Raw genomic sequence first — 16,747 nt, 5'->3', positions numbered from 1 at the left:
ATCCTGCTCGCCGCACCTCGTCGCGACTTTTAGGCCCCCCCATAAAAAATGGGCATCCGACCGCAATCGGTATGCCCATTTTTCAATACGGTTCTCCCCGTTATTCAGGGAGTTCGCCGCAATTATGGATTAACGCTGTCTTTCAACGACTTGCCTGGCTTGAACGCAACGGTGTTGCTGGCCTTGATTTTCACAGGCTCACCGGTTTGCGGGTTTTTGCCGGTGCGGGCACCGCGATGGCGTTGCAGGAAGGTGCCGAAGCCCACCAGCGTGACGCTGTCCTTGCGGTGCAGAGCGCCGGTGATTTCTTCGAGAACGGCGTTGAGAACGCGGTTGGCCTGCTCTTTGGTGAGGTCTGCTTTTTCAGCGATTGCAGCGGCGAGTTCTGGTTTACGCATTAGTGAAGCCCCTTTGACGGTTTTTTGTTGTTATGTCCGTGCTGTTCTCGTTGGAACAGCGCCCAAGGCGCCGCAGGTGCTCTACTCTGCGGCAGACGGGAGTGAGGATGGCACGCACGGAAGAGCCGCGCCAGTCTCGGCGCGACGTTTGTAGGGGCAAAAGCGGGGTGATTCCGACAGAACGACCGGTATTTACGCCAGCAAGGCCGGAAGCTCTTTGTTCAGAGCCAGTTTTTCCATCACCGCCGCGCCTGTCAGGGCATAACCGAGCAATTTGCCCGACCCGTCGCGGCACAGCGCCTTGATGTCGGCGCCCTGCCCTTCGACCGTCCAGACACCCTCCGCGCCCCGTGGTGGCGGCGAAACCACCAGTGGGCAGACCGGGGTTTTCACGGTGATGGGCATCGGGCCATAACTCACTGGCGTAGGGTTTCCCGCCAGGGTTTGTGCCAGCGCTCTCGCACAGCTCATCAGGGGCATCACGTACAACAGATTCAGCCCATCGACCTCGGCGCAGTCGCCCAGGGCGTAGATATTGGCGTGAGACGTCTTCAGGTGACGGTCGACCACAACGCCGCGATTGACCTGAACACCCGCAGCCGCCGCCAGATCGATACGCGGACGCAGGCCAATGGCCGAGACCACCACATCGCACGGGATGACCTGGCCATCGGACAGGTGCGCTTCCAGCCCGTCAGCCACACGCTGCAGGCGATTGAGCACCGGCCCGAGGTGAAAGCGTGCGCCGAGGCTTTCCAGCCCGGCCTGGACCGCTGCGGCTGCCGCCGGGTGCAGAAGAGTCGGCATGACCTGTTCGCAAGGCGCCACCAGTTGCACTTCGTAGCCACCGAGGATCAGGTCGTTGGCGAATTCGCAGCCAATCAGCCCGGCACCGAGCAGCAACACCCGACGCTTGCCTGCCGCCGCGGCACGAAAGCGGGCGTAGTCTTCCAGATCATTGATCGGAAACACCGCGTCAGCGCCGTCGCCTTCGATTGGCACCCGCACGGTTTCCGCGCCCCAGGCCAGGATCAGGTCGCGATAGATCACCGATTCCTCGCCGATCCACAGGCGTTTGTGGCCTGGGTCGATGCCGCTGATGCGGGTGTGGGTGCGGATTTCGGCCTTCAGTTGCTCGGCCATGGCGCCGGGCTCGGCCATGCTCAGACCATCGGCATCTTTGTTTTTGCCGAAACCGGTGGAGAGCATCGGCTTGGAGTAAGAACGCCCGTCATCGGCGGTAATCAGCAGCAGCGGGGTTTCGCCATCGAGTTTGCGAAACTCCCGGGCCAGGTTGTAGCCAGCCAGGCCGGTGCCGACGATCACGACAGGTGCGTTCATGCCTTACTCCTCTTTTTGTCTTAGTTGATTTCGATCATTTCGAAATCCATCTTGCCCACGCCGCAGTCCGGGCACAGCCAGTCTTCCGGCACATCCTGCCACAGGGTGCCCGGTGCAATGCCGTCATCCGGCCAGCCGTCGGCTTCGTTATAGATCAGGCCGCAGACCACACATTGCCACTTTTTCATTCCGTTACTTCCTCAGGATTCAGGCGTTTGCCGGCGCGAACGGTCGATGGGTAAAGCGTTGCCGTCCGGCTCAGGGCGTTTTGTACTGATCGAACCCGGCAGATGCAAGCCTGTTCGGCGCAACAGCGGGCCGGCTCAATCAAAATCGCTGGCTGACATGGTAAGCTCGCCGCCTCATTTGCTGCCAATAATGACTCACTGTGCCGCACTCAAAAGTCCCATTCTGGCTCCCCCAACGCCGACTTGCCCCCCTGCCCGACGCCTCTACCCTCGACTGGTTGTTCGACGAAGGCTCGCTGACCCGCCGCCTGATCCGTCTGTCGAATGACCACTTCAGCGTCACGCCGTTGTTCGAAGGCTGGCAAGCGTTGCGCGCCGACGAGTGTGCCGCGCTGGACCTGGCCGAAGGCAGCGAAGGCTGGGTGCGCGAGGTGTATCTGCGCGGCAATGGCGAAGCCTGGGTGTTCGCCCGCAGCGTGGCGGCGCGCAGCGCGTTACAAGGCGATGGCCTGCACATGGACGAACTGGGCAGTCGCTCGCTGGGCGAACTGCTGTTCTGTGATCGGGCGTTCCAGCGTCAAGCCATCGAGGTTTGCCACTATCCTCAGGCATGGCTGCCGCTGGAGTCCCGGACACCTGAGTTGTGGGGCCGCCGCTCGCGTTTCGACCGTGGCGCATTAAGCGTACTGGTGGCCGAGATCTTCCTGCCGACCTTGTGGCTCGCCGCCCGCGCCCATCCGGAGAACTGCTGATGTACACCAGCCTGCTCAAATCCCTGAACCGTTTGAATCCTCGAGCCTGGGATTTCATTCAGCTGACCCGCATGGACAAGCCGATCGGCATTTACCTGCTGCTGTGGCCAACCCTCTGGGCGCTGTGGATTGCCGGCAAGGGCTCGCCGTCACTGGCCAACGTTGTGATTTTCGTCCTCGGCGTGGTGCTGACCCGCGCGGGCGGTTGCGTGATTAACGACTGGGCGGACCGCAAGGTCGATGGCCACGTGAAACGTACCGAACAGCGACCACTGGTGAGCGGCAAGATCAGCTCGAAAGAAGCCCTGGTGTTTTTTGCCGTGCTGATGGGCGTGAGTTTTCTGCTGGTGCTGTGCACGAATGCGCCGACTGTCTGGCTGTCGCTGGGTGGTTTAGCGCTGGCCTTCAGTTACCCGTTCATGAAGCGCTACACCTATTACCCGCAGGTCGTGCTGGGCGCGGCGTTCTCCTGGGGCATGCCGATGGCGTTCACCGCCGAGACCGGCGAACTGCCTGCCGCGGCGTGGTTGCTGTGGATCGCCAACCTGCTGTGGACCGTCGGCTACGACACCTATTACGCCATGACCGACCGCGACGACGATTTGAAGATCGGCGTGAAATCCACGGCGATTCTGTTTGGTGATGCGGACCGGGTGATCATTCTGACGTTGCAGGGTTTGGCGCTGGGTTGCCTGCTGCTGGCCGGCTCGAAATTTGAACTCGGTGGCTGGTTCCACCTCGGCTTGCTGGCGGCGGCGGGCTGTTTTGCGTGGGAGTTCTGGTACACCCGTGGCAAGGACCGGATGCGTTGTTTCAAGGCGTTCTTGCACAACCACTGGGCCGGGTTGGCGATTTTTGTGGGGATTGTTCTGGATTACGGATTGCGTTGAAGTGACGGGCGCCTTCGCGGGCAAGCCTCGCTCCTACAGGGGCGAGGCTGCGGAGACTGGACTCGTTACATCTTCGGCCCTTGGAGGATGTGCCACTTGTCCATTTTCTTGTCGCCTGTCATGTCTCCTGGCTTCTTGTCCTGAACGAAGTAGTACAGCGGCTTGCCATCGAACGCCCACTGCATCGTGCCATCGTCACGTTTGATGATGGTCCACTTGCCGTCATCCTTGTCGGCCGCGGTGGCTTTCAGCGGCGGCCAGTTTTCTGCGCACTTGCCGGTGCACGCTGACTTGCCACCCGTGTCGTTGTCGAAGGTATACAACGTCATGCCCTTGTGGTCGACCAACATGCCGTCTTTAACCATGCCCGGATCTGCGGCGAAGGCCATTGTCGGCAGCGTTAGCGCAGCAGTGACCAGCAGCGCCTTCCAGGATTGAGCGATGTGCTTCATGGAAACCTTCCTTTTGCGGTTGTCAGGATTCGGACTTAGAGCTTAGCCCAGGTTCCTGACAATCGCAGGCCGACTAAAATACTGTCACACGACTGCAATAATTCCGTTATCTAATGCGGCGCAAGACAGTTAAATGACAAGAGGATTAATGGCATGGTTGGCAGGAGCATTCTGATCGTCGACGACGAAGCGCCCATTCGCGAAATGATCGCCGTTGCGTTGGAAATGGCCGGCTATGACTGCCTGGAGGCGGAGAACTCCCAGCAGGCCCATGCCATCATCGTCGACCGCAAGCCGGACCTGATCCTGCTGGACTGGATGCTGCCCGGCACCTCCGGCATCGAACTGGCCCGACGCCTCAAGCGCGATGAGCTGACCGGGGATATCCCGATCATCATGCTCACCGCCAAGGGCGAAGAGGACAACAAGATCCAGGGCCTGGAAGTCGGCGCCGACGATTACATCACCAAACCGTTTTCCCCCCGTGAGCTGGTCGCGCGCCTCAAAGCCGTGCTGCGCCGCGCCGGTCCGACCGACGGCGAAACCCCGATCGAAGTCGGCGGCCTGCTGCTGGACCCGATCAGCCACCGCGTGACCATCGACGGCAAACCTGCCGAGATGGGCCCGACCGAATACCGTCTGCTGCAATTTTTCATGACCCATCAGGAACGCGCCTACACCCGTGGCCAGTTGCTGGATCAGGTCTGGGGCGGCAATGTCTATGTCGAAGAACGCACCGTCGACGTGCATATCCGGCGCCTGCGCAAAGCCCTCGGCGATGCCTACGAAAATCTGGTACAAACCGTGCGCGGCACCGGTTACCGGTTTTCCACCAAAGCATAAAAACAGCTGCGAGTTTTGAGCTACAAGCGGCAAGGGACAGCCGAACCGCTCTGACTTGAAGCTTGCAGCTTGAAACTTGAAGCTGCGTTAAGGACGCCTCGTGAACCAAAACTGGCATGGCACCCTGATTCGCCACATGCTGTTGCTGGTCACCGCCTGCCTGGTGATTGGCCTGATTTCCGGCTACTACGGCTGGAGCCTCGCGGCTGGCCTGGGTCTTTACCTGGCCTGGACCCTCAAGCAACTGCTGCGCCTGCACGAATGGCTGCGCCTGCACAAACCCGATGAAGCACCGCCCGATGGCTATGGCCTGTGGGGCGAAGTGTTCGACAGCATCTACCACCTGCAACGCCGCGACCAACGGGTGCGCGGGCGCCTGCAAGCGGTGATCGATCGGGTCCAGGAATCCACCGCCGCGCTCAAAGACGCGGTGATCATGCTCGACAGCGACGGCAACCTGGAATGGTGGAACCGCGCCGCTGAAACCCTGCTCGGCCTCAAGACTCCGCAAGACAGCGGCCAACCGGTGACCAACCTGGTGCGTCATCCGCGCTTCAAGGAATACTTCGAGCAGGACAGCTACGCCGAACCACTGGAAATCCCTTCGCCGATCAATGATCGCCTGCGCATTCAGCTGTACATCACCCGTTACGGCAACAACGAACACTTGATGCTGGTGCGTGATGTGACGCGTATCCATCAACTGGAGCAGATGCGCAAAGACTTCATCGCCAACGTTTCCCACGAACTGCGTACGCCGCTGACGGTCATCTGCGGTTACCTGGAAACCCTGCTCGATAACGTCGAGGACGTGAACCCACGCTGGACCCGTGCCTTGCAGCAGATGCAGCAACAGGGCGGACGCATGCAGACGTTGCTCAATGACTTGCTGCTGTTGGCCAAGCTGGAAGCCACCGATTACCCGTCGGACAACCAGCCGGTGGTGATCGATGGCCTGCTGAAATCGATCAAGAGCGACGCCCAGCAGTTGTCCGCCCAAAAGAATCAGCGCATCACCCTGGAAGCCGATGCGACGATTCTGCTCAAGGGCAGCGAAGCCGAATTGCGCAGCGCGTTTTCCAACCTGGTGTTCAACGCCGTGAAATACACCCCGGCCGAAGGCAATATCCGTATTCGCTGGTGGGGTGATGAGCAAGGTGCGCACTTGAGCGTGCAGGATTCCGGGATCGGCATCGACAGCAAACACCTGCCGCGCCTGACCGAACGCTTCTACCGCGTCGACTCCAGCCGCAACTCCAACACCGGTGGCACCGGCCTGGGGTTGGCGATCGTCAAGCACGTGCTGTTGCGCCATCGCGCGCGGATGGAAATCAGCAGCGTGCCGGGGCATGGCAGTACGTTTACCTGCCATTTTGCCCCGGCCCAGGTGAGCAAAATCCGCGCAATCAGCGCCGCCGATTGATACCGGCCAGCACTCGCCACTAGGCAAGCCACCAGTCAGCCGCTACATTGGCTGACTTGTGCCTGCCCTTCAGGCACCGCATTTCCCCCTTTTTCGAATACACGGAACCCGCAAAACTCCATCATGGACCCATCCCCTGGCTTGACCCTCGCGACACTCTTCGCCGATTTCGGCATGATTCTTTTTGCTCTGATCCTGGTTTTGCTCAACGGATTCTTCGTTGCGGCCGAATTTGCCATGGTCAAACTGCGCTCGACCCGGGTCGAGGCCATCGCTGAAAAAAACGGCTGGCGCGGACACATCCTGCGCACCGTGCACAGTCAGCTCGATGCTTATCTCTCGGCCTGCCAGTTGGGTATCACCCTCGCCTCCCTGGGTCTTGGCTGGGTCGGTGAGCCGGCGTTTGCACACATCCTCGAACCGATCCTTGAAGCCGTCGGCGTGCAGTCGGCCGAAGTGATCAAAGGCGTATCGTTCTTCGCCGCGTTCTTCGTCATTTCGTACCTGCACATCGTGGTCGGTGAACTGGCGCCCAAGTCGTGGGCCATTCGCAAACCCGAGCTGTTGTCGCTGTGGACTGCCGTGCCGCTGTACCTGTTCTACTGGGCGATGTACCCGGCGATTTACCTGCTCAACGCCAGCGCTAACACCATTCTGCGCATTGCCGGCCAGGGCGAACCCGGCCCGCATCACGAGCACCATTACAGCCGTGAAGAACTGAAACTGATCCTGCACTCCAGCCGTGGCCAGGACCCGAGCGACCAAGGCATGCGCGTGTTGGCCTCGGCGGTGGAAATGGGCGAGCTGGAAGTGGTCGACTGGGCCAACTCCCGGGAAGACCTGGTGACGCTGGAGTTCAACGCGCCGCTCAAGGAAATCCTCGCGCTGTTCCGTCGTCACAAGTTCAGCCGTTACCCGGTGTACGACAGCGAGCGCCAGGAGTTCGTCGGCCTGCTGCACATCAAGGATCTGCTGCTGGAACTCGCGGCCCTGGACCACATTCCCGAGTCGTTCAACCTGGCCGAGCTGACCCGTCCGCTGGAACGCATCTCGCGGCACATGCCGCTGTCGCAGCTGCTGGAACAGTTCCGCAAGGGCGGCTCGCACTTCGCCGTGGTCGAAGAGGCCGACGGCAACATCATCGGCTACCTGACCATGGAAGACGTGCTGGAAGTGCTGGTGGGCGACATTCAGGACGAACACCGCAAGGCCGAGCGCGGGATCCTCGCGTATCAGCCGGGCAAGCTATTGGTGCGCGGCGATACGCCGCTGTTCAAGGTTGAACGCCTGTTGGGCATCGACCTGGACCACATCGAAGCCGAAACCCTCGCCGGGCTGGTCTACGAAACCCTGAAACGGGTGCCTGAAGAGGAAGAAGTGCTGGAAGTCGAAGGCCTGCGGATCATCATCAAGAAGATGAAAGGGCCGAAGATCATATTGGCCAAGGTGTTGATGCTCGATTGATTGCTTTGCGGGAAACCGCATTGCGCCTAAAAGATCGCAGCCTTCGGCAGCTCCTACATTTGGAATGCATTTCCCTGTAGGAGCTGCCGAAGGCTGCGATCTTTTGATCTTTACATGTCATTGCTTGCCCAACGCAAAGTTGGGCAACGCCCCCACCGGTTGATTGAACTGGTACGGAATCGACACCAACCCCAACCCGGTATTGCGCTGCACCACGAAATGCAGGTGCGGCCCGCTGCTGTTGCCGGTGTTGCCCGACAGCGCCAGCGCACTGCCCACCGCCACCCGCTGACCTTCGCGCACGCTCACCGAGCCTTGCTTGAGGTGCAGGTACACGCCCATGGTCCCGTCATCGTGCAGCACCCGCACGAAATTGCCGGACGGATCGTTGCCGCGGCCGCTCTGGCCATTTTCGGTTTTCACCACCATTCCGGCCCGCGCCGCGATGATCGGCGTGCCTTCCGGCATAGCGATGTCCATCGCATAGCGGTTCTTGGCGCCAAAGTGGCTGTATTGGCCATTGGCGCCCTGGCTCAACCGAAACGGACCGCCACGCCAGGGGAAGGGATAACGATAGCTCTGAGCGGCGCCTGAAGGGTCGCCCATGGAATATTGGAAGCTCGGGGTATACACCAGCGGCTTGCCACCGGTAATCGCCGTCAGCAGCGCCAGGCGCGAGTTGCTGCGCGCCGGCAAGACCCGGCGAATCGGCTGAGCCGGCGCCCCCTTGACGTTACTCAACCCGGCAAAGCTCAGCTCGACCTCCACCGGCGCATACAGATCGTTGCGCACAAACACCACATCCACGCCCTTCTGCTTCTTGATGTCGAGGTACACCTGGCGCTCCAGGTGCTCGACCATCCGGTCCCGAAAAACAAACACCTGGGAGCCTTTCGTGGGGCGGTCGCTGTAGGAGACCACACCATTGGCGTCGGTGGACTTGTAAATGGTCATGGCCACAGCCGAGGTGGAGGCCATGAAAAGACCACAGAAAAACAGCAGGCGCGCGAGCATGGGCAAGAGTCTGTCGAATAAGGCCTGGGGAGGAGCCTAGCAGGTGCAGTGGACCAGAGTAGTCGGCAGATGTTTCAAAATGGGATGTTCGGGAGATGTGCGGTGAATTTGATGGCCCCTTCGCGGGCAAGCCTCGCTCCCACAGGGGAATGCATTCCAATGTAGGAGCGAGGCTTGCCCGCGAAGGCGTACTGTCAGGCGATGAAGATTACGCGCCAGGTACCAAATGCTTCTGCGCCGCGTCACGGACAAACGGGCGGAATGTGATATCCACATCCATCTGCGCCGCAGTAGACAGGTTCACCAAGGCATCCAGGGAGAACTTGTCGATCTTGCCGTTCAGCACATCATTAAGTCGTGGCTGGGTGACATTCAGTCGTTTGGCTGCCTCTTTTTGAGACAGCTCCCATCCGCGAATGACGTTGCGCAACTCCAGCATCAACTTGGAGCGCAGGCGCATATTCGCAGCCTCTTGAGGTGTATCTTCCAGCGCATCCCAAACACTGGCGAACCGCTGGGTAGGGTTTTGGTGATCCGTCATGGCGTTAACCTATTTCCTGCAATCTGGCATGTGCCAGTTCGATGTCACGCGTTTCGGTTTTACGAGTGGTCTTGTGCCATGCATGCAGCACATAAATGGCCTCTGGCCGGTTAACCACATACAACACTCGAAACGCTCCTGATGCCTCAGTGATCCTGATCTCATTGACTCCTCGCCCTACCGTCTTCATCGGCCGCCAATCGCAAGGCTCTTCCCCCTGTTGCAGCAGGTCCAACTGAAATCCGGCAGTTCTTCGCGCATCGAGCGGGAAGGCTTTCAGATCCTTTAGCGCGCTCCCGATAAACACCACTTCCTTGTGTCTTGGCATCGACCTCTCCTGTGTTGTAGACAGGAGAAGGCTAATCGACGCTACCGAGACATGCAGAGCGGGGTTGTTTCAAGGCATGGCTGAGGAGGATCGCTATGGATCAGACTATATCGAAACCGATATAAATCAAGACGAGCACCGCTGAATCTGATGTGCGGTTTGAGGCTACAGGTTGCATTTTGCAGAGATTGTTCCGGCCCCTTCGCGGGCAAGCCCGCTCCCACAGGGGAATGCATTCCAATGTAGGAGTGAGGCTTGCCCGCGAAGGCATTCTGTCAGGCGACGAAGATTACGCGCCTGGAATGAAATGCTTCTGCGCCGTGCCACGGGCAATCAGGCGGGAGATGTAGTCGAGCTTCTGCGCGTCTTTATCCACAAAGCGGAAGGTCAATTGCAGCCACTCGCTGTCAGGCTTGGGCTCGTGGGCGACAATGGCGTGCAGGTAGCCGTTCAGACGGGCGGTTTCCGCGTTGTCGCCTTGCTCCAGATCGAGCACCGCGCTTTCGAGCACTTGCGGCAGGATGTCGGTGCGTTTGACCACCAGCAGCGCTTCCTTGAGGCTCAAGGCTTTGATGACGCAGGTCTGGGTGCCGCTCGACAGGCGCAATTGGCCCTGACCACGGCCACCTGTTGGAGCAGCCGAAGCAGCAGGCGCTTTGACCGGCGGGCTGTTGAGCAGGCCACGGGACGGCGCGGCCGCCGGGGCTGGCGCAGGGGCGGCAGGTTTAGCGAACGGATTGACGACGGGAGCGGCCCCGACGACTTCAGCCTTGCCACCGGTCAGCGCGCTCAGCGAATCATTGCCGAACGCCGAGTTCATCTTGGTCGGCGCGCTGTTCATCAAGGTGTCGAGCTTGCCGACCTTGTTCAGCGCCTGTTTGACCTTGGTCAGCAGTTGCTCGTTGGTGAACGGCTTGCTGACATAACCGGAAACCCCGGCCTGAATCGCCTGGACCACGTTCTCTTTATCACCCCGACTGGTCACCATCACGAACGGCATGGTCTTGAGGTTGTCCTGCTCACGGCACCAGGTCAGCAGCTCCAGGCCGGACATTTCCGGCATCTCCCAGTCACACAGCACCAGGTCGAACGCTTCGCGCGCCAGAATCGCCTGAGCCTTTTTGCCGTTGACCGCGTCTTCGATCCGGATACCCGGGAAGTAGTTGCGCAGGCACTTCTTCACCAGGTCACGAATGAACGACGCATCGTCCACGACCAACACACTGACCTTACTCATCCACAACCCCTTTAAAAAATCCCGGCAAGCATACCGCTTTACTGATGGCACATTGCCAAAAAACCTTCAGTCACGCCGGGACTTTTCGTTCGCGGGTGCTGCTTTCGAATGCATGTGCGCAAACAAAAACGCCCAGCCAAAAGGCCGGGCGTTTTTTGTCAGGGCAATCCTACTTATCGTCAGCTTTGCCCGGAACATTAGCGGTTTCGCCACTTGTGCCTTCAACTTCTTCTTTCATGCGCTTGAGGCCCAGGTGCCGCACGTCGGTGCCGCGCACCAGGTAAATCACCAGTTCCGAGATATTGCGCGCGTGGTCGCCGATCCGTTCCAGGGAACGCAGCACCCAGATAATGCTCAAGACCCGCGAGATAGAGCGCGGGTCTTCCATCATGTAGGTGGCCAGCTCACGCAGGGCGGTCTTGTATTCGCGGTCGATGATCTTGTCGTACTGCGCCACCGACAACGCCAGGTCGGCGTCGAAGCGGGCAAACGCGTCCAGCGCGTCACGCACCATGTTGCGCACCTGATCGCCGATATGGCGAACTTCGACGTAACCGCGCGGCGCCTCGCCTTCCTCGCACAATTGGATGGCGCGACGGGCGATCTTGGTCGCTTCATCACCAATGCGTTCCAGGTCGATCACCGACTTGGAGATGCTGATGATCAGACGCAAGTCGGACGCCGCTGGCTGACGACGGGCCAGAATGCGCAGGCATTCTTCGTCGATGTTGCGTTCCATCTGGTTGATCTGGTCGTCGATCTCGCGCACTTGCTGGGCCAGGCCGGAGTCGGCCTCGATCAGCGCGGTCACCGCGTCGTTGACCTGCTTTTCCACCAGCCCGCCCATGGCCAGAAGGTGGCTGCGCACCTCCTCAAGCTCGGCGTTGAACTGCGCGGAAATGTGGTGGGTAAGGCCTTCTTTACTAATCATCTGTTTCGCTCCGCGAAAGTTGCGAGCTTCAAGCTGCAAGCTTCAAGCAGTTATGTACAAGTCCTGATATCGCACCGCGTCTTTCTGGCCGCTTGCAGCTTGAAGCTTGCGGCTGCCCTGCTAGCCGTAACGACCGGTAATGTAGTCTTCGGTCTGCTTCTTCGCCGGGTTGGTGAACAACGTGTCGGTGTCGCCGAATTCCACCAGTTTGCCCATGTACATGAACGCCGTGTAGTCGGAAACCCGCGCGGCCTGTTGCATGTTGTGGGTCACGATCACGATGGTGAACTTGGATTTCAGTTCGTAGATCAGCTCTTCGACTTTCAGCGTGGAAATCGGGTCGAGGGCCGAGCACGGTTCGTCGAGCAGCAGCACTTCCGGTTCCACGGCGATGGTGCGGGCGATCACCAGACGTTGCTGTTGACCACCGGACAGGCCGAGTGCCGATTCATGCAGGCGATCTTTGACTTCGTCCCACAGCGCCGCGCCTTTCAACGCCCACTCGACGGCTTCATCGAGGATGCGCTTCTTGTTGATGCCCTGGATGCGCAGGCCGTAAACCACGTTTTCGTAGATGGTTTTCGGGAACGGGTTCGGCTTCTGGAACACCATGCCCACGCGGCGACGCAGCTCGGCCACGTCTTCGCCCTTGCGGTAGATGTTGTTGCCGTAGAGGTTGATCGCGCCTTCGACGCGGCAACCGTCCACCAGATCGTTCATGCGGTTGAAGGTCCGCAGCAGCGTGGACTTGCCGCAGCCGGACGGGCCGATGAAAGCCGTCACGCGCTGTTTCGGGATGTTCATGCTGACGTCGTACAGCGCTTGTTTCTCGCCGTAGAACAGACTCAGGCCCGGCACTTCAATGGCCACGGTTTCCTGCTCGAGACTCAGGCTCTGTTTGTCGCGGCCCAGGGCGGACATGTTGATGCCGTGGGTATGTGCTTCGTGCTGCATGGGAGGCTCCCTGTGCTAACAAATTCGGTTCGGAACACCGCTTCGCGGCATGTCCAATAAATGTTCGACTGGACGCGGACTACTGTGGGAGCGGGCTTGCTCGCGAAGGGGCCTTCACAGCCGCCAAAAGCTTCGCGAGCAAGCCCGCTCCCACAAGGTCCGCGCCGACCTTTAACTATCCAGCGCTTTGTACTTCTCGCGCAGGTGGTTGCGGATGTAGACCGCCGACAGGTTCAACGTGGCGATCACCAGCACCAGCAGCAACGCCGTGGCATACACCAGCGGTCGGGCCGCTTCGACGTTCGGGCTCTGGAAGCCGACGTCATAAATATGGAAGCCCAAGTGCATGATTTTCTGGTCAAGGTGCAAGTACGGGTAGTTGCCATCCACCGGCAGCGACGGCGCCAGTTTCACCACGCCCACCAGCATCAGCGGCGCCACTTCACCGGCGGCGCGGGCCACGGCGAGGATCATGCCGGTCATCATCGCCGGGCTGGCCATTGGCAGCACGATCTTCCACAGCGTTTCAGCCTTGGTCGCGCCGAGGGCCAACGAGCCCTCACGCACGGTGCGAGGAATCCGCGCCAGGCCTTCTTCGGTGGCCACGATCACCACCGGCACCGCCAGCAATGCCAGGGTCAGCGAGGCCCAGAGCAGGCCCGGCGTGCCGAAGGTCGGCGCAGGCAAGGCTTCGGGGAAGAAGATCCGGTCCAGCGAACCGCCGAGTACGTAGACGAAGAAGCCCAGGCCGAACACCCCGTAAACAATGGCCGGTACGCCCGCCAGGTTGTTCACGGCGATGCGGATGATCCGAGTCAGCGTGTTCTGCTTGGCGTATTCACGCAAGTAAACCGCTGCCAGCACGCCGAACGGCGTCACGATCATCGCCATGATCAGGGTCATCATCACGGTGCCGAAAATCGCCGGGAAGATCCCGCCTTCGGTGTTCGCTTCCCGTGGGTCGTCGGACAGGAATTCCCAGACCTTGCCAAAGTAGAAGCCGATCTTGGTCAGAGTGCCCATGGCATTCGGCTGGTAGGCGTGAACCACTTTGCCGATGCCGATTTCGATCTCTTTGCCGTTGGCATCGCGAGCAGTGAGGCTGTCGCGGTTGAACTGGGCGTGCAGGTCGCTCAGACGCGCTTCGATGTCCTGGTAACGGGCATTCAGCTCAGCCTTTTCGGCGTCCATGTCGGCTTGCGCGGTGGCGTCCAGTTTGCCGGCCAGTTCCAGTTTGCGTCCGTGCAGACGGATGCGTTCCAGACCGGCGTTGATCGCACCGATATCGGATTTCTCCAGGGTCTTGAGCTGTGCCGCGAGTTTGTTGACGCGATCGACACGCGCCTGCAACTCCGGCCACGCCGCTTCGCCCTCGGCGATCACCTTGCCGTCCTGTTTGACGTTGACCAGGTAACCGTAGAAGTTGCCCCACTCGCGACGCTCGATGGTCATCAACTCTGGCGGCGTTGTCTGCTTCGTCAGCCACTCGCCGACGATCCAGGTGAAGTCGTTGCCGTTCAAGTCACGGTTGCCGACCTTGATCAGCTCGCGGGTCATGAACTCCGGGCCGACATCGGGCACTGGCAGGCCAGCGCTTTTCAGACGCTCGCGGGGCACTTCTTCTTTCTGCACCACTTCGCCGATGACGAGGTGATTGGCCTGGCCCGGCACGTCGTAATTAGCGTGGATCAGGTCGGCCGGCCAGAAATGGCCCAGACCGCGCACGGCAATCACTGCCAGCAAACCAATGGTCATGATGACCGCGATGGACACCGCGCCACCGCTGATCCAGACGCCGGGGGCGCCGCTCTTGAACCATCCATTCAGGGAGTTCTGTTTCACAGACTTCTACCTTTCTTAAAGCGACGAGTATTTCTTGCGCAGACGCTGACGAATCAGTTCCGCGAGGGTGTTCATGACGAAGGTGAACAACAGCAGCACCAGCGCCGAGAGGAACAGCACGCGGTAGTGGCTGCCGCCGACTTCCGACTCCGGCATTTCCACCGCGACGTTGGCAGCCAGGGTACGCAGGCCTTCGAACAGGTTCATTTCCATGACCGGGGTGTTACCGGTGGCCATCAGCACAATCATCGTTTCACCGACCGCGCGGCCCATGCCGATCATCAGCGCCGAGAAGATCCCCGGGCTGGCGGTGAGGATCACCACGCGGGTCATCGTCTGCCACGGCGTGGCGCCGAGGGCCAGGGAACCGAGGGTCAGGCCGCGAGGCACGCTGAACACGGCGTCTTCGGCAATGGAGTAGATGTTCGGGATCACCGCGAAGCCCATGGCGAGACCAACCACCAATGCGTTGCGCTGGTCGTAGGTGATGCCCAGGTCGTGGGAGATCCACATGCGCATGTCGCCGCCAAAGAACCAGGTTTCCATGTACGGGCTCATGTACAGCGACAACCAGCCCACAAACAGAATCACCGGGATCAGAATCGCGGCTTCCCAGCCGTCCGGCACTTTCAGGCGGATGGACTCAGGCAGGCGGCTGAAGATGAAACCGGCCACCAGCACGCCTATCGGCAGCAACATCAGCAGGCTGAAGATGCCCGGCAAATGCCCTTCTACATACGGTGCGAGGAACAGGCCGGCGAAGAAACCGAGGATCACCGTCGGCATCGCTTCCATCAGCTCGATCACCGGTTTGACCTTGCGGCGCATGCCCGGGGCCATGAAGTACGCGGTGTAGATCGCTGCGGCGACGGCCAGTGGCGCGGCCAGCAGCATGGCGTAGAACGCGGCTTTCAGGGTACCGAAGGTCAGCGGAGACAAGCTCAGCTTGGGTTCGAAGTCGGTGTTGGCGGCGGTCGATTGCCAGACGTATTTAGGCTCGTCGTAGTTCTCGTACCAGACCTTGCTCCACAACGCGCTCCACGACACTTCCGGGTGCGGGTTGTCGAGCAGCAGCGGTTGAATCTTGCCGCCGGCCTCAACAATCACGCGGTTGGCCCGTGGCGACAGACCGAAAACGCCCTGGCCTTCGACCACTTGATCGACCAGCAACGTACGGTGCGCGGTGCTGTGGAACACGCCGAGCTTGCCGGAAGCGTCGAGGGCGATGAAACCTTTGCGACGTTCTTCAGCGGTGATTTCAACGATCGGCGTAGTGCCCATCTGGAAGTTACGGATCTGCTTCAGGCGCAGCTCGCCATCCGGGTCACGGGCCATGAACCACTGGGCCAGGCCACCTTTCGAGTCGCCGAGGATCAGCGAGATACCGCCCAGCAGTTGGGTACTGGCGGTAATTTCGGCGTCGCCGTTTTCGAGCAGCTTGTAGCGACCGTTGAGGCTCTTGTCGCGCAGGCTGAACACATCGGCCTGGGCACGCCCGTTGATCACATACAGCCATTGCTGGCGCGGGTCGACGAAGATGTTCTTCACCGGCTCGGTCATTTGCGGCAGATCGATGCGCTTCTGCTCGTTGGTGACTTCGCCGGTCATCATGTTTTCTTCGCTGGTCAGCGACAGCACATTGAGTTGCGCCCCCGTCGAACCGACCAGCATCAGCGTGGTGTCCGTGGCGTTGAGGCTGACGTGCTCCAGCGCACCGCCCGCCTCGTTCAGCGCAATCGGGGTGTCGCCGTACGGGTAATCGATGGCCGGCGAAATGGTTTTCTTGTTGTCCGGGTAACTGACTTTATAGGTGTGACGGAACACCAAAGCCTGGCCGTTGGACAGACCTACTACTACCAGTGGATGACCGGGCTGGTCTTCACCGATGGAGGTCACGGTGGTCCCGGCCGGGATCGGCAAATCGACGCGTCGGAGTTCGGCGCCACTGTCGATATCAAAGAACAGTGCCTGCCCTTTGTCGGATACGCGCATGGCGACCTGGTTCTGTTCTTCCAGAGAGATCATCAACGGCTTGCCGGCGTCCTGAATCCAGGCCGGCGTGATGGCGTCCTTGGCGGTCAGGCTGGCACCCTGGAACAGCGGCGCAACCACGTAGGCAAGGAAGAAGAAGATCAACGTGATCGCGCCG

General features: G+C 60.2%; 17 protein-coding genes. 5 read left to right on the top strand and 12 right to left on the bottom strand.

The genetic code is table 11. The features are described 5' to 3' along the window. Positions 1 to 122: 122 nt before the first annotated feature. From HB680_RS06850 to HB680_RS06840, 3 genes are all read right to left on the bottom strand, one after another. Positions 123 to 398, bottom strand: a complete 276-nt coding sequence (locus tag HB680_RS06850; protein ID WP_003213368.1) for an HU family DNA-binding protein — start codon at positions 396 to 398, stop codon at positions 123 to 125. Between the two features lie 192 nt (positions 399 to 590). Next, positions 591 to 1,739: an FAD-dependent oxidoreductase gene (locus tag HB680_RS06845; protein WP_213937797.1), complete on the bottom strand. Its 1,149-nt coding sequence runs from the start codon at positions 1,737 to 1,739 to the stop codon at positions 591 to 593. A 20-nt stretch (positions 1,740 to 1,759) separates the two neighbouring features. Next, on the bottom strand, positions 1,760 to 1,927 hold the full coding sequence (locus tag HB680_RS06840) for a rubredoxin (protein WP_007954349.1): 168 nt from the start codon (positions 1,925 to 1,927) through the stop codon (positions 1,760 to 1,762). Between the two features lie 200 nt (positions 1,928 to 2,127). Between HB680_RS06840 and HB680_RS06835 the strand changes: the two genes are divergently transcribed. Together HB680_RS06835 and ubiA are read left to right on the top strand one after the other, a co-directional pair. After that, a complete protein-coding gene (locus HB680_RS06835) occupies positions 2,128 to 2,679 on the top strand; it encodes a chorismate lyase (RefSeq protein WP_213937796.1) in 552 nt (183 codons plus the stop codon). Further along, on the top strand, positions 2,679 to 3,569 hold the full coding sequence (gene ubiA, locus HB680_RS06830; protein WP_213937795.1) for a 4-hydroxybenzoate octaprenyltransferase: 891 nt from the start codon (positions 2,679 to 2,681) through the stop codon (positions 3,567 to 3,569). The genes HB680_RS06835 and ubiA overlap by 1 nt, the downstream gene beginning before the upstream one ends. A gap of 65 nt (positions 3,570 to 3,634) precedes the next feature. Here ubiA and HB680_RS06825 read toward each other — a convergent pair whose 3' ends face one another. Continuing rightward, positions 3,635 to 4,021, bottom strand: a complete 387-nt coding sequence (locus HB680_RS06825; RefSeq protein ID WP_213937794.1) for a hypothetical protein — start codon at positions 4,019 to 4,021, stop codon at positions 3,635 to 3,637. 153 nt (positions 4,022 to 4,174) lie between these two features. On the opposite strand from HB680_RS06825, the gene phoB reads away from it, so the two are divergent. From phoB to HB680_RS06810, 3 genes are all read left to right on the top strand, one after another. Next, entirely contained in the window at positions 4,175 to 4,864 is a 690-nt protein-coding gene (gene phoB / locus HB680_RS06820) for a phosphate regulon transcriptional regulator PhoB (RefSeq protein WP_008150066.1), read from the top strand. 136 nt (positions 4,865 to 5,000) lie between these two features. Beyond that, on the top strand, positions 5,001 to 6,287 hold the full coding sequence (gene phoR, locus HB680_RS06815) for a phosphate regulon sensor histidine kinase PhoR (protein WP_218627606.1): 1,287 nt from the start codon (positions 5,001 to 5,003) through the stop codon (positions 6,285 to 6,287). A 123-nt stretch (positions 6,288 to 6,410) separates the two neighbouring features. Continuing rightward, positions 6,411 to 7,751, top strand: a complete 1,341-nt coding sequence (locus HB680_RS06810; RefSeq protein WP_054048336.1) for a hemolysin family protein — start codon at positions 6,411 to 6,413, stop codon at positions 7,749 to 7,751. 117 nt (positions 7,752 to 7,868) lie between these two features. Here the strand turns inward: HB680_RS06810 and HB680_RS06805 are convergent, their stop codons facing one another. The 8 genes from HB680_RS06805 to HB680_RS06770 form a co-directional block, all read right to left on the bottom strand. Beyond that, positions 7,869 to 8,765, bottom strand: a complete 897-nt coding sequence (locus tag HB680_RS06805) for a peptidoglycan DD-metalloendopeptidase family protein (protein ID WP_213937792.1) — start codon at positions 8,763 to 8,765, stop codon at positions 7,869 to 7,871. 208 nt (positions 8,766 to 8,973) lie between these two features. Further along, positions 8,974 to 9,306 carry an XRE family transcriptional regulator gene (locus HB680_RS06800; protein ID WP_213937791.1) on the bottom strand — a complete coding sequence of 111 codons (333 nt, stop codon included), beginning with the start codon at positions 9,304 to 9,306 and terminating at the stop codon, positions 8,974 to 8,976. A 4-nt stretch (positions 9,307 to 9,310) separates the two neighbouring features. Then, positions 9,311 to 9,634, bottom strand: coding sequence for a type II toxin-antitoxin system RelE/ParE family toxin (locus tag HB680_RS06795; RefSeq protein WP_213937790.1), 324 nt, complete (start codon positions 9,632 to 9,634; stop codon positions 9,311 to 9,313). Between the two features lie 289 nt (positions 9,635 to 9,923). Then, positions 9,924 to 10,871: a response regulator gene (locus HB680_RS06790; protein ID WP_213937789.1), complete on the bottom strand. Its 948-nt coding sequence runs from the start codon at positions 10,869 to 10,871 to the stop codon at positions 9,924 to 9,926. A 169-nt stretch (positions 10,872 to 11,040) separates the two neighbouring features. Continuing rightward, positions 11,041 to 11,802 (bottom strand): phosphate signaling complex protein PhoU, encoded by a 762-nt coding sequence (gene phoU, locus HB680_RS06785; RefSeq protein WP_008150055.1) that lies wholly within the window; start codon positions 11,800 to 11,802, stop codon positions 11,041 to 11,043. Between the two features lie 120 nt (positions 11,803 to 11,922). After that, complete coding sequence (pstB, locus tag HB680_RS06780) at positions 11,923 to 12,756, bottom strand: phosphate ABC transporter ATP-binding protein PstB (protein WP_007934504.1); 834 nt, start codon at positions 12,754 to 12,756, stop codon at positions 11,923 to 11,925. A 171-nt stretch (positions 12,757 to 12,927) separates the two neighbouring features. Continuing rightward, positions 12,928 to 14,598, bottom strand: a complete 1,671-nt coding sequence (pstA, locus tag HB680_RS06775) for a phosphate ABC transporter permease PstA (protein ID WP_213937788.1) — start codon at positions 14,596 to 14,598, stop codon at positions 12,928 to 12,930. Between the two features lie 15 nt (positions 14,599 to 14,613). Continuing rightward, positions 14,614 to 16,647, bottom strand: a complete 2,034-nt coding sequence (locus HB680_RS06770) for an ABC transporter permease subunit (RefSeq protein WP_213937968.1) — start codon at positions 16,645 to 16,647, stop codon at positions 14,614 to 14,616. Between the last annotated feature and the right edge of the window lie 100 nt (positions 16,648 to 16,747).

This window comes from Pseudomonas sp. dw_612 (assembly GCF_018449725.1).
In the GTDB taxonomy this organism is placed as follows: domain Bacteria; phylum Pseudomonadota; class Gammaproteobacteria; order Pseudomonadales; family Pseudomonadaceae; genus Aquipseudomonas.
The sequence above is the reverse complement of the archived record's forward strand: the minus strand, read 5'-3'. Positions and strand labels throughout refer to the sequence as shown.